This is a genomic window from Streptomyces sp. NPDC101152 (assembly GCF_044768275.1).
Classification (GTDB): domain Bacteria; phylum Actinomycetota; class Actinomycetes; order Streptomycetales; family Streptomycetaceae; genus Streptomyces.
Map to the genome: position 1 here is coordinate 23,097 of NZ_JBIWPO010000005.1, position 13,840 is coordinate 36,936.

The 13,840-nt window shown below is 69.4% G+C and carries 9 protein-coding genes; 3 read left to right on the plus strand and 6 right to left on the minus strand.

From position 1 onward, the window contains the following. Positions 1-6: 6 nt before the first annotated feature. The 6 genes from ACIRVK_RS08140 to ACIRVK_RS08165 form a co-directional block, all read right to left on the minus strand. Positions 7-912 carry a PAC2 family protein gene (locus ACIRVK_RS08140; protein ID WP_404244608.1) on the minus strand — a complete coding sequence of 302 codons (906 nt, stop codon included), beginning with the start codon at positions 910-912 and terminating at the stop codon, positions 7-9. Between the two features lie 163 nt (positions 913-1,075). Beyond that, on the minus strand, positions 1,076-1,747 hold the full coding sequence (locus ACIRVK_RS08145; protein WP_404244609.1) for a FadR/GntR family transcriptional regulator: 672 nt from the start codon (positions 1,745-1,747) through the stop codon (positions 1,076-1,078). Between the two features lie 121 nt (positions 1,748-1,868). Then, positions 1,869-3,485 (minus strand): FAD-dependent oxidoreductase, encoded by a 1,617-nt coding sequence (locus ACIRVK_RS08150; RefSeq protein WP_404244610.1) that lies wholly within the window; start codon positions 3,483-3,485, stop codon positions 1,869-1,871. A 51-nt stretch (positions 3,486-3,536) separates the two neighbouring features. Continuing rightward, entirely contained in the window at positions 3,537-5,078 is a 1,542-nt protein-coding gene (gene glpK / locus ACIRVK_RS08155; protein ID WP_404244611.1) for a glycerol kinase GlpK, read from the minus strand. 50 nt (positions 5,079-5,128) lie between these two features. Next, positions 5,129-5,923 carry an MIP/aquaporin family protein gene (locus ACIRVK_RS08160; RefSeq protein ID WP_404244612.1) on the minus strand — a complete coding sequence of 265 codons (795 nt, stop codon included), beginning with the start codon at positions 5,921-5,923 and terminating at the stop codon, positions 5,129-5,131. 336 nt (positions 5,924-6,259) lie between these two features. Next, positions 6,260-7,033, minus strand: a complete 774-nt coding sequence (locus ACIRVK_RS08165; RefSeq protein WP_404244613.1) for an IclR family transcriptional regulator — start codon at positions 7,031-7,033, stop codon at positions 6,260-6,262. 298 nt (positions 7,034-7,331) lie between these two features. Here ACIRVK_RS08165 and metH point away from each other — a divergent pair, with 298 nt between their 5' ends. The 3 genes from metH (at position 7,332) to ACIRVK_RS08180 (ending at position 13,726) form a co-directional block, all read left to right on the plus strand. Continuing rightward, entirely contained in the window at positions 7,332-10,853 is a 3,522-nt protein-coding gene (metH, locus tag ACIRVK_RS08170; protein WP_404244614.1) for a methionine synthase, read from the plus strand. A gap of 195 nt (positions 10,854-11,048) precedes the next feature. Then, positions 11,049-11,744: an HAD family hydrolase gene (locus tag ACIRVK_RS08175; RefSeq protein WP_404244615.1), complete on the plus strand. Its 696-nt coding sequence runs from the start codon at positions 11,049-11,051 to the stop codon at positions 11,742-11,744. A 377-nt stretch (positions 11,745-12,121) separates the two neighbouring features. Continuing rightward, on the plus strand, positions 12,122-13,726 hold the full coding sequence (locus ACIRVK_RS08180) for an ABC transporter substrate-binding protein (RefSeq protein WP_404244616.1): 1,605 nt from the start codon (positions 12,122-12,124) through the stop codon (positions 13,724-13,726). Positions 13,727-13,840 lie beyond the last annotated feature (114 nt).

Below are 13,840 nucleotides of genomic sequence, written 5' to 3' on the forward strand. Positions count from 1 at the left end.
TGTCGTTCACTCCTCGGACGACTCGTCGTCCTCGCCTACCGGTTTCGGGGGCGTCGTCGGGGGTTTCGTATGGCCGTCCCGGCGCCGCAGATACCGCTCGAACTCGCGGGCGATCGCCTCGCCCGAGGCTTCCGGCAGCTCCGCGGTGTCCCGGGCCTCCTCCAGCGTCTGGACGTACTCGGCGACCTCGCTGTCCTCCGCGGCCAGCTGGTCCACGCCGACCTGCCAGGCGCGCGCGTCCTCGGGCAGCTCGCCCAGCGGGATGCGCACGTCGATCAGGTCCTCCAGGCGGTTGAGCAGGGCCAGCGTCGCCTTCGGGTTCGGCGGCTGCGACACGTAGTGCGGCACCGCCGCCCACAGCGACACCGCCGGCACACCGGCGTGCGCGCACGCCTCCTGCAGGACGCCGACGATGCCCGTGGGGCCCTCGTACTTGGTCTCCTCCAGGTCCATCCGCTGGGCCAGGTCCGGGTCGGACGTCGTCCCGCTGATCGGGACCGGACGTGTGTGCGGGGTGTCGCCGAGCAGGGCGCCCAGCACGACCACCAGTTCCACGCCCAGCTCGTGCGCGAAGCCGAGCAGCTCGTTGCAGAACGAGCGCCAACGCATGGACGGTTCGATACCCCGGACGAGTACGAGATCGCGCGGCTTCTCACCGCCGACGCGGACGACGGACAACCTTGTCGTCGGCCATGTGATCTTGCGCACCCCCGCGTCCATCCACACCGTGGGGCGGTTCACCTGGAAGTCGTAGTAGTCCTCGGCGTCCAGCGCCGCGAAGACCTCGCCCTTCCACTCCCTGTCCAGATGCGCGACCGCGGTGGAGGCGGCGTCGCCGGCATCGTTCCAGCCCTCGAACGCGGCCACCATGACCGGGTCGATCAGCTCGGGAACCCCCTCGAGCTCGATCACCCAGGCCTCCTTCCGACGTGCCCTCGCTTGACCCACCAACCTTACGGCGTCCAGCGGGGGCGCCCGCAGCCCCCTTGCACGGGGGAGTGACCGGATCACTGCCCCGTCCAGGCGCCCCGGACACACAAGATCGCCACCCCGGGCCACCCCGGCGCCGCACTCCTCAGAGCGTCGACCGCAGCCACTGCTCCACGCTCGCGATGTGCACGGTCGCCCACGAGCGGGCCGCCTCGGCGTCCCGGTCGCGCAGGGCCGCCAGGATCGCCCGGTGCTCGTGCAGGGTGCGGCTGACCGCGTCCTCCTGGGTCAGCCCGCGCCAGATCCGGGCCCGGGTGGTGGGCCCGGACAGGCCGTCAAGCAGGGAACACAGCACCGAGTTGCCCGAGCCCTGCACGATGCCCCGGTGGAAGTCCAGGTCGCAGGCGACCAGCTCCTCCACCGACGGGGCCTCGCCCAGCTTGTCCAACTGCGCGGAAAGGGCGTCCAGTTGCTGCTCGCTGATCCGGGAGGCCGCCATCGCGGTCGCGGCCGGCTCCAGGATGCGGCGCACGGCGAGGAACTCCAGCACCGTGTCGTCGCGGTGGAAGTCGACGACGAAACTCAGCGCCTCCAGCAGCAGTTGCGGGTCCAGGCTCGTCACATACGTGCCGTCACCCTGCCGAACGTCCAGGATCCGGATCAACGACAGCGCGCGCACCGCCTCACGCAGGGAGTTGCGGGACAGGCCCAGCTCGGAGGCGAGCTCGCTCTCCTTGGGCAGCCGGTCGCCCGGGCGCAGCGCGCCGGAGACGATCATGCCCTTGATCTTCTCGATCGCCTCATCGGTGACTGCCATGCCCGGCCTCCCTGTCGCCCCATCGTGTAAGAGACGTCCGATGTCTCAGCTCATTATGGTGCCCGCGCAGGCGAAAGGGGCGGCTCCGTCGGCGCGGAGCCGCCCCTGGTGGGCGCCGGGCCTACTTCTTGTCGAGCAGGTCCTGGACCTTCGCGCGGACGTCGTCACTCGCAAGGCCCCGGATCGTCAGCGTCGTACGGCGGCGCAGCACGTCGTCCGCCGTCTCGGCCCACTCGTGGTCCCGGGCGTAGACGACCTGCGCCCAGATCTCCGGGGCGTCGGGGTGGACCCGCTCGCCCAGCTCCGGGTTCTCGTTGGCCAGCCGCGCGATGTCGAACGCCAGCGAACCGTAGTGCGTGGCCAGGTGCTTCGCCGTGTCGGCGGCCATCCGCGGCCCCGGCGCCGGGTTGTCGACCAGCAGCCGGTGCGCGACCGCGCGCGGGTTGGCGACCCCCGGCAGCGGCAGCTTCCTCGGCAGGGAGGAGATGGGCTCGAAGTCGTCGCCCAGCGGAGCGCCCGGCAGGGCCTCCAGCTTCTTCATCACGGTGCGGCCGATGTGCCGGAACGTCGTCCACTTGCCGCCCGCGACGGAGAGCATGCCGCCCCGGCCCTCGGTGACGACGGTCTCGCGCTTGGCCTTCGCCGTGTCGCCGGGGCCGCCCGGCAGCACCCGCAGACCCGCGAAGGAGTAGGTGATCAGATCACGGCTGAGCTGCTGGTCCCGGACGGAGAACGCGGCCTCGTCCAGGATCTGGGCTATGTCCTTCTCGGTGACCGACACGTCCGCCGGGTCGCCCTCGAACTCCTCGTCGGTCGTGCCCAGAAGCAGCATGTCCTCCCAGGGGAGGGCGAAGGTGATGCGGTACTTGTCGATCGGGGTGGCGAGCGCGGCCTTCCAGGGGGAGGTCCGCTTCAGGACCAGGTGCGCGCCCTTCGACAGACGGATCGACGGCGCGGCATCCGGGTCCTCCATACGGCGCAGGTGGTCGACCCAGGGGCCGGTCGCGTTCAGCACCAGACGGGCGTTGACACCGAACTCGTCACCCGTCGTACGGTCCTTCAGGTCCGCGCCCGTCACCCGTCCCTTGGTGAACCTAAGGCCGGTCACCTCGGCGTGGTTGAGGACCACGGCACCCGCCTCGACGGCCGCGCGGACCGTCATCAGCGCCATGCGCGCGTCGTTCATCTGGTCGTCGCCGTAGACGGCCACGGCCTTGAGGTTCTCGGTGCGCAGCTCGGGCACGTCCTGCGCCGCCTTCGCGGGGGAGAGCAGGTGGCCCACGCCGTCACCGAACGCGGAGAGCGCGGAGTAGGCGAAGACGCCCGCCCCGAGCTTCGCAGCGCCGTGCGGCCCGCCCTTGTACACGGGGAGGTAGAACGTGAGCGGGTTCGCCAGGTGGGGGGCCACCTGGCGGGAGACCGCACGGCGCTCGAAGTGGTTCTCCGCCACCAGCTTCACCGCGCCGGTCTGCAGGTAGCGCAGACCGCCGTGGAGCAGCTTGGAGGAGGCGGAGGAGGTGGCGCCGGCGAAGTCGCCGGCGTCGACCAGAGCCACCCTCAGGCCGGACTGCGCGGCGTGCCAGGCGGTGGAGATGCCCAGGATGCCGCCGCCGATGACGAGAAGGTCGTACGACGCCCTGGCGAGCTGCTCCCGGGTCTCGGCGCGGCTCGGGTTGGAGCCGGCGGCCGGGTGCGTCCCCAGGGCAGGCACGGACTGGAGGGTGGACTGACTGGTCATTTCGGGTTCTTACTCCTCATCAGAGCCGGTGAGAGCCGTATGGAGCCCTCGTCAGCTCTCGTCGTCCTCGAGCCAGCCCATCGTCCGCTCGACGGCCTTGAGCCAGCTCTTGTACTCACGGTCGCGGGCGTCCGCGTCCATGCGGGGGGTCCACTCGGCGGCCCGGCGCCAGTTGGCGCGCAGGTCGTCGGTGCTGGTCCAGAAGCCGACGGCGAGACCGGCGGCGTAGGCGGCGCCGAGGCAGGTGGTCTCGGCGACCATCGGGCGCACCACGGGCGCGTCCAGGAAGTCCGAGAGGGTCTGCATCAGCAGGTTGTTGGAGGTCATGCCGCCGTCGACCTTGAGGGCCGCGAGCTCGACGCCCGAGTCCTTGGTCATGGCGTCGGTGATCTCCCGGGTCTGCCAGGCGGTGGCCTCCAGGACGGCACGCGCCAGGTGCGCCTTGGTGACGTACCGGGTCAGGCCGGCGATCACACCGCGGGCGTCGGAGCGCCAGTACGGGGCGAACAGACCGGAGAAGGCCGGCACGAAGTAGGCGCCGCCGTTGTCCTCGACGGACAGCGCGAGCGTCTCGATCTCGGCGGCGGTGGAGATGAGGCCCATCTGGTCGCGCATCCACTGCACCAGCGAACCGGTGACGGCGATCGAGCCCTCCAGGGCGTAGACCGGCTTGTCGTCGCCGATCCGGTAGCCGACCGTGGTCAGCAGGCCCGAGTAGGAGTTGATGATCTTCTCACCGGTGTTCATCAGCATGAAGGTGCCGGTGCCGTACGTGGACTTGGCCTCGCCCTCGGAGAAGCAGGTCTGGCCGAACAGGGCCGCCTGCTGGTCGCCGAGCGCGGAGGCGACCGGGATGCCGCCGAGCAGGTCGCCCAGCTTGCCGCCCTTGATCTCGCCGTAGACCTCGGCGGAGGAGCGGATCTCGGGCAGCATCGCCAGCGGGACGCCGATGGACTCGGCGATCTTCTCGTCCCACTCCAGGGTGTGGAGGTTCATGAGAAGGGTGCGGGAGGCGTTGGTGACGTCGGTGTAGTGCTTGCCGCCGTCGACACCACCGGTCAGGTTCCAGATGACCCAGGTGTCCATGGTGCCGAAGAGGATGTCGCCGCGCTCGGCGCGCTCGCGCAGCCCCTCGACGTTGTCGAGCAGCCAGCGGGCCTTGGGGCCGGCGAAGTAGGAGGCCAGCGGCAGGCCGGTCTCGCGGCGGAAGCGGTCCTGGCCGACGTTGCGGCCGAGTTCCTTGCACAGGGCGTCGGTGCGGGTGTCCTGCCAGACGATGGCGTTGTGGACGGGTTCACCGGTGTTCTTGTCCCACAGCAGTGTGGTCTCACGCTGGTTGGTGATGCCGATGGCCTTGATGTCGTCGCGGGTGATGCCGGCCTTCTGGACGGCTCCGGCGACGACCTCCTGGACGTTGGTCCAGATCTCGTTGGCGTTGTGCTCGACCCAGCCCGGCTTCGGGAAGATCTGCTCGTGCTCCTTCTGGTCGACGGAGACGATACGGCCGTCGCGGTCGAAGACGATGCAGCGGGAAGAGGTCGTGCCCTGGTCGATGGCGGCGATGAAGGGGCCGGCGGTGTGCGCGTCGGTCACTGGGTGCTCCTGGGGTTCCGTGAGTGAGGGACGGTCTACGACTGCTTGTTCTAGGCGAAGGCGACGTTGTAGATGCCTGCCGCGATGGCACCGCCGATCAGCGGACCGACCACCGGGACCCAGGCGTAGGTCCAGTCGGAACCGCCCTTGTTCGGGAGAGGCAGCAGGGCGTGCACGATACGCGGGCCGAGGTCACGAGCGGGGTTGATGGCGTACCCCGTCGGGCCGCCGAGCGACAGGCCGATCGAAACCACGACCAGGGCGGTGATCAGGGCGCCCAGGGTGCCCAGGCCGTTGCCCTTGTCGTTCAGGCCCTGCGTGAGCACGGCCAGGACCAGCACGATCGTGCCGATGATCTCGGTGGCCAGGTTCTGCCAGGCGACGCGGATCTCCGGGCCGGTGGAGAAGATGCCGAGGACCGGGCCCGCGCCCTTCTCCTGGGCCTCCACGGCCTTGGCGGCGGTGGCCTGCGCCCCCGGACCGCCGACGATCTCCTTGTCGGTCAGGTGCGCGTGGAACTGGCCGTAGTAGGCGACCCACACCAGGGTCGCGCCGATCGCGGCGCCGAGCAGCTGGCCGGCCCAGTAGACCGGGACGTTGCTCCAGTCGCCGTCCTTGATGGCGAGCGCGAGCGTCACGGCCGGGTTGAGGTGGGCGCCGGACAGCGGCGCCGAGGTGTACACGGCCGTCAGAACGGCGAAACCCCACCCGAAGGTGATGGCGAGCCAGCCGGCGTTACGGGCCTTGGAGGCCTTCAGCGTCACGGCGGCGCAGACGCCTCCGCCGAGCAGGATGAGTATGGCGGTACCGATGGTCTCGCCGATGAAGATGTCGGAGCTGGACACCCGCGACTCCTTTGTCCTTCGTCCAGGGGACCGAACCCCGGGTCCCTCCGGAGGTTCGAGCTGCTCTCGGGGTGAGAGCGATGCCGGCCCGTGGCGTTGTCACACTCTAGCGCTTATTGCCGGTAGGTGTTCGACAATGCCGACCGATGGACGGGAGTCTCGCTTCGGCGTCACGTGCGCGTCAAGGGTTCTGTAGTCGAAAACACGATCGTTATTGATTGCTGTGAACAGTCGATCTTGCAGGTCAGATGCATACCGACGAGTAACAACAAGGGCCGGGACGCGCCACCGCGCCCCGGCCTCGACCCACGATCCGCCGCACCCGGCTGCGACCCCTCAGAACCGCCCGGCACCCAGGTCCCGCGACACCGCGCGGGCACAGTCCCGCACGGCCGCGATCAGCTCCGGCCGCAGCGCGTCCCGGTCGTCGTCCCGGCACAACCGCTCCACCGCGCCGGTGATCCCCACCGCCCCCACCGGCATCCGCCGCCGGTCGTGGATGGGCGCCGCCACCGAGGCCACGCCCTCCCAGGTCTCCTCGACGTCGGCTGCGTACCCCCGCGCGCGGGTGATGTCGAGGATGTGCTCGAAATCCTCCAGTTCACACGTGGTGCGCTCGGTGAACGGCTTGCGGTCCGCCTCGACCGCCTCACTGTGCGCGACCGGGTCGTACGCCGACAGCACCTTGCCCAGGGCCGTGGAGTGCAGGGGCTGCATGGCGCCGATCTCCAGCACCTGCCGGCTGTCGTCAGGGCGGAAGACGTGGTGCACGATCAGCACCCCCTGCTGGTGCAGGACGCCGAGATAGACGCTTTCGCCGCTCGACCTCGCCAGGTCGTCCGTCCACACCAGCGCGCGTGCCCGCAGTTCGTGCACGTCGAGATAGGTGGTGCCCAGGCGCAGCAGCTCGGCGCCCAGCTGGTAGCGCCCGGAGGCGTCGTCCTGCTCGACGAAGCCCTCCTGCTGGAGGGTGCGCAGGATGCCGTGGGCGGTGCCCTTGGCGAGGCCCAGCGACGAGGCGATGTCCGAGAGGCCGAGCCGACGCTCGCCGCCCGCGAGCAGCCGCAGCATCGCCGCCGCCCGTTCGAGCGACTGGATGTTCCGTGCCATCGCCGTTCTGCCTCCGTCCCCTTCGACAGCCGATTGTCCACGGCGTCGCTGCCGTTGTTCGGCAATGTCGAACACTACCGGTCGATGACGACCCACCGCCAATGGTCGGACGGCATCCGTCGGCAACTGTTGCGTCACTCGTCTCCCTCGAGTGACACGCCCGTCATCCTCGTCCGTTCCACGGGCGCCCTGAACAAGCCGGGGGAGACCCGGTTACCCTGACGGGGTGCGCCCACCGCGGAGCGTTCCACGGGCCGCGCAAAGCCGACAGCCGTCGCACTCCAAGGGAGCCCCTTTCATGGCCTCGTCGCCACTGACCCCTTCCGCCGACAGCCGGACCCGTGCGTCCGCGCTCCGTGAGGCCCTCGCCACCCGCGTGGTGGTCGCCGACGGAGCGATGGGCACCATGCTCCAGGCCCAGGACCCCACCCTGGAGGACTTCCAGCACCTCGAGGGCTGCAACGAGGTCCTCAACATCACCCGGCCCGACATCGTCCGCTCGGTGCACTCCGCCTACTTCGACGCGGGCGTCGACTGCGTCGAGACCAACACCTTCGGCGCCAACCTCACCGCCCTGGGCGAGTACGACATCCCCGAACGCGTCGCCGAACTCTCCGAGGCCGGCGCCCGCATCGCCCGGGAGACCGCCGACGAGTACGCCGCCCGGGACGGCCGGCAGCGCTGGGTGCTGGGCTCCATGGGCCCCGGCACCAAACTCCCCACCCTCGGCCACACCACCTTCACCGCCATCCGCGACGCCTACCAGCAAAACGCCGAGGGCCTGCTCGCCGGCGGCGCCGACGCCCTGCTGGTGGAGACCACCCAGGACCTCCTGCAGACCAAGGCCTCCGTCATCGCCGCCCGCCGCGCCATGGACAACGCCGGCTACGAGGTCCCGCTGATCGTCTCCGTGACCGTCGAGACCACCGGCACCATGCTGCTCGGCTCCGAGATCGGCGCCGCACTGACCGCGCTCGAGCCGCTCGGCATCGACATGATCGGCCTGAACTGCGCGACCGGCCCTGCGGAGATGAGCGAGCACCTGCGCTACCTCGCCCGCCACTCCCGCATCCGCCTGTCGTGCATGCCGAACGCCGGCCTGCCCGTCCTCGGCAAGGACGGCGCCCACTACCCGCTGGGCGCGCCGGAGCTCGCCGACGCCCAGGAGACCTTCGTCCGCGAGTACGGCCTCTCGCTCATCGGCGGCTGCTGCGGCACCACCCCCGAGCACCTGCGCCAGGTCGTCGAGCGAGTCCGCGACCTCGCCCCTGGCGAGCGCAACCCGCAGCCCGAGCCCGGCGCCGCCTCCCTCTACCAGACCGTCCCCTTCCGCCAGGACACCTCCTACCTGGCGATCGGCGAGCGCACCAACGCCAACGGCTCGAAGAAGTTCCGTGAGGCGATGCTCGAGGCCCGCTGGGACGACTGCGTGGAGATCGCCCGCGAGCAGATCCGCGAGGGCGCCCACATGCTCGACCTGTGCGTGGACTACGTCGGCCGCAACGGCGTCGCCGACATGGAGGAGCTGGCCGGCCGGTTCGCCACCGCCTCCACCCTGCCCATCGTGCTGGACTCCACCGAGGTCGACGTCATCGAGGCCGGCCTGCAGAAGCTCGGCGGCCGCGCAGTCATCAACTCCGTCAACTACGAGGACGGCGACGGCCCGGAGTCCCGCTTCGCGAAGGTCACCAAGCTCGCCCGCGAACACGGCGCCGCGCTGATCGCGCTGACCATCGACGAGGAGGGCCAGGCACGCACCCCGGAGAAGAAGGTCGAGATCGCCGAACGGCTCATCGACGACCTCACCGGCAACTGGGGCATCCACGAGTCGGACATCCTCATCGACACCCTGACCTTCACCATCTGCACCGGCCAGGAGGAGTCCCGCAAGGACGGCCTGGCCACCATCGAGGCGATCCGCGAGCTCAAGCGCCGCCACCCCGACGTGCAGACCACCCTCGGCCTGTCGAACATCTCCTTCGGTCTCAACCCGGCCGCCCGTATCCTGCTCAACTCCGTCTTCCTCGACGAGTGCGTCAAGGCGGGCCTGGACTCGGCGATCGTGCACGCCTCGAAGATCCTGCCCATCGCCCGCTTCAGCGAGGAAGAGGTCCAGACCGCCCTCGACCTGATCTACGACCGCCGCGCCGAGGGCTACGACCCGCTGCAGAAGCTCATGCAGCTGTTCGAGGGCGCCACCGCCAAGTCCCTCAAGGCCGGCAAGGCCGAGGAACTGGCCGCCCTCCCCCTGGAGGAGCGCCTCAAGCGGCGCATCATCGACGGCGAGCGCAACGGACTGGAGGCCGACCTCGACGCCGCCCTCCAGGACCGCCCCGCTCTCGACATCGTCAACGACACCCTCCTGGACGGCATGAAGGTCGTCGGTGAACTCTTCGGCTCCGGCCAGATGCAGCTGCCGTTCGTCCTGCAGTCCGCCGAGGTCATGAAGACCGCCGTCGCCCATCTCGAGCCCCACATGGAGAAGGTCGAGGGCGAGGAGGCCGGCAAGGGCACCATCGTGCTGGCCACGGTCCGCGGGGACGTGCACGACATCGGCAAGAACCTCGTCGACATCATCCTGTCCAACAACGGCTACACCGTGGTCAACCTCGGCATCAAGCAGCCCGTCTCGGCCATCCTCGAGGCCGCCGAGGAACACCGCGCGGACGTCATCGGCATGTCTGGCCTGCTGGTCAAGTCCACGGTGATCATGAAAGAGAACCTGGAGGAGCTCAACCAGCGCGGCCTGGCCGCCGACTACCCGGTCATCCTCGGCGGAGCCGCCCTCACCCGGGCCTACGTCGAACAGGACCTGCACGAGATCTACGAGGGCGAAGTCCGCTACGCCCGCGACGCGTTCGAGGGACTGCGCCTGATGGACGCGCTGATCGGCGTCAAGCGCGGCGTGCCCGGCGCCCAGCTGCCCGAGCTCAAGCAGCGCCGGGTGCGGGCGGCTTCAGCCGTCGAGGTGGACGAACGCCCCGAGGAGGGCAACGTCCGTTCCGACGTCGCCACCGACAACCCGATCCCCACGCCGCCGTTCTGGGGCACCCGCGTCATCAAGGGCATCCAGCTCAAGGAGTACGCCAGCTGGCTCGACGAGGGCGCCCTGTTCAAGGGCCAGTGGGGTCTCAAGCAGGCCCGCACCGGCGAGGGACCCTCCTACGAGGAACTCGTCGAGACCGACGGCCGGCCCCGGCTGCGCGGTCTGCTGGACCGCCTGCAGACCGAGAACCTCCTCGAAGCGGCCGTGGTCTACGGCTACTTCCCGTGCGTGTCCAAGGACGACGACCTGATCATCCTGGACGAGCACGGCAACGAACGCACCCGCTTCACCTTCCCGCGCCAGCGCCGCGGCCGTCGGTTGTGCCTCGCGGACTTCTTCCGCCCGCAGGAGGCGGGGGAGACCGACGTGGTCGGCCTCCAGGTCGTCACCGTCGGCTCGCGCATCGGCGAGGAGACGGCCCGCATGTTCGAGGCCAACGCCTACCGCGACTACCTCGAACTGCACGGCCTGTCCGTCCAGTTGGCGGAGGCGCTCGCCGAGTACTGGCACGCGCGCGTGCGTTCGGAGCTGGGCTTCGCCGGGGAGGACCCCGGCGACATCGAAGACATGTTCGCCCTGAAGTACCGCGGCGCCCGGTTCTCACTCGGCTACGGAGCGTGCCCGAACCTCGAGGACCGCGCCAAGATCGCCGACCTGCTCGAGCCGGAGCGCATCGGCGTCCAGCTCTCCGAGGAGTTCCAGCTGCACCCCGAGCAGTCCACCGACGCGATCGTGATCCACCACCCCGAGGCGAAGTACTTCAACGCCCGCTGACAGGCACCGCGAAAGACCCGTCCGGGGGCACGTCGGCGCACGTCAAGGCGGCCCCCGACGGTAGTGACGGTGTGCCCAGGAGCACGCCGGTTAAACGAGGCGCGTGAGCCGCGAGCGACGTACACTGGTCGGTCCACTGCAGGCCGGTTCCCCAGCGGGAACCGGCCTGACCGTCCCTCAAGGAGGTGCGCCAGGATGACCAGCACGGTCCCCGCGCTCGGAACCCGTACGGCCGAAGGCTCAGCCCTGCAGGCCGTGCTCCTCGACATGGACGGCACCCTGGTGGACACCGAGGGCTTCTGGTGGGACGTCGAGGTCGAGGTCTTCGCGCGCCTCGGCCACACCCTCGACGACTCCTGGCGCCATGTCGTGGTCGGCGGCCCCATGACCCGCAGCGCGGGGTTCCTGATCGAGGCCACCGGCGCCGCCATCACCCTCCCCGAACTCACCCTGCTGCTCAACGAGGGCTTCGAACAGCGCATCGAGAGGGCCCTGCCGCTGATGCCGGGCGCCGCCAGACTGCTCGCCGAACTCTCCGAGTACGAGGTCCCGACCGCCCTGGTCTCCGCCTCCCACCGACGCATCATCGACCGGGTGCTGACCTCGCTCGGCCGCCGGCACTTCGCCCTGTCGGTCGCCGGCGACGAGGTCCCGCACACCAAGCCGCACCCCGACCCGTACCTGACCGCGGCCGCCGGACTGGGCGTGGATCCGGCCAGATGCGCCGTCGTCGAGGACACCGCGACCGGCGTGGCCGCCGCCGAGGCCGCGGGCTGCCACGTCGTGGTCGTCCCGTCCGTGGCCCCCATCGCCCCCGCCGTCCGGCGCACCGTCGTGACCTCCCTCGAAGAGGTCGATCTCGCATTTCTGCGCGGATTGATCACCGACTGATGACGGAATGGAATTCACGGCCGGGCCGATGGCCGAATTCCAGTACTGTTACCGGCCGTTGGATATGTGAGGTTCCCCACTTGCACGAGGGTCGACAGGTGGGGACACGTGTGCTGGCCGACGCCATTTCGAACGCTCCGGCGTGCCCTTGTGTCCCGATTGATGGGATGCTGCACTAATCCTTCCCCCGCAGGGTTTTCAGTCTGTCCACGCGCAGTTCCACTGCGTGATGACATTTCAACTCCCATGACCATCGGCCCCCGTGCAGGTGCGGACTAATCTCGTCGCGAGAACCAACGCCCCTACCCCCCGTGTGCCGCCGCGACACCCCTGCATGCCGGTTACACGGACCTGAACAGCTCTGGAGAAACACGAGCATGAACCGCAAGACTTTGGTGCTTCCGGCCGTGGTCGGCGTGCTGGCGCCCGTGCTCGCCGCCTGCGGAGGGTCCGGCAGCGGCAGTGGCGGCGGCAACGCCATCGTCGTGGGCACCACGGACCGGTTCACCGTGACCAAGGCCGCGCCCGCGCCGCTGGACCCGGCGTACGCGTACGACGTCGGCACCTGGAACATCCTGCGCCAGACCGTGCAGACCCTGATGATCCAGCCGAAGGGCGAGGGCGACCCGGTGCCCGAGGCCGCCCAGAAGTGCGGCTTCACCGACAGCGGCAACGAGCGCTACGCCTGCACCCTCCGCGACGGCCTCAAGTTCGCCAACGGCGACAAGATCACCGCGGCCGACGTGAAGTACTCCATCGACCGCGCCCGCGCCATCAAGGCCGACTCCGGCGTCTCCGCCCTCCTCAACACCATCCAGACCGTCGAGACGCAGGGCGACAACCAGGTCATCTTCCACCTCAACACCGCCGACGCGACCTTCCCGTACAAGCTGTCGACGCCCGTCGCGGGCATCATCAGCCCGAAGAACTACCCGAAGGACAAGCTCCGCGACGGCTTCGACGTCGACGGCTCCGGCCCGTACACCCTGTCGGCCGACGTCAAGGACAACGCGATCGTCAAGGCCACCTTCACCAAGAACCCCAACTACAAGGGGACGCTGAAGGTGAACAACTCCAAGGTCGACATGGTGTCCTACAAGGACGCCGACGCCATGGGAGCCGCCCTCGACAAGGGCTCCATCGACGTCATGACCCGCACCATGTCGCCGGAGCAGATCCAGAAGCTCTCCGCGAGCAGCAACAACAACGAGGACCTGGTCGAGATGTCCGGCCTCGAGATCCGCTACCTGGCCTTCAACACCAACGCCCCGTCGGTCAAGAACAAGGCCGTCCGCCAGGCCATGGCCCAGCTGATCAACCGCGGCGAACTCGTCTCCAAGGTGTACGGCACCCAGGCCGAGCCGCTCTACTCGCTGGTCCCGGCGAGCATCACCGGCCACTCCAACTCGTTCTTCAACAAGTACGGCGACCCCAGCACCGCCAAGGCCAAGTCCCTGCTGATCAAGGCCGGCATCAACACCCCCGTCAAGCTGACGCTGCACTACACGACCGACCACTACGGCCCGGCCACCGAGAAGGAATTCAAGATCCTTCAGACGCAGCTCAACAACAGCGGCCTGTTCGACGTCACCATCCAGGGCACCGTCTGGGACGACTTCGTCCCCGCCGAACGCAAGGGCAACTACGACGTCTGGGGCATGGGCTGGTTCCCCGACTTCCCGGACGCCGACAACTACCTCGCGCCCTTCCTCGACACGGACAACTTCCTCAAGCTGCCGTACAAGAACAACAGGATCATCAGCAACCTGATCCCGTCCTCCCGCCGTGAGGCCGACCGCCTCGCCGCCTCCTCCGACCTCACCACGATGCAGGACATCGTCGCCGACGACGTCCCGATCCTCCCGCTGTGGCAGGGCAAGCAGTACGTCGCCGCACGCGACAACGTCACGGGCACCGCGTACGCGCTCAACTCGTCCTCCACCCTCCAGCTCTGGGAGCTCGGCCGCGGCGTCGGCAGCTGACCTGCTGGGACCAGGAACGCGGAGGGGGGCCCCCCACCACCCGGGGGGCCCACCCCCGCCGTAAAAGGCCCTAATGCCCGCCCGGGCGCCCCCCGCCCCCCACGGTACCGGACA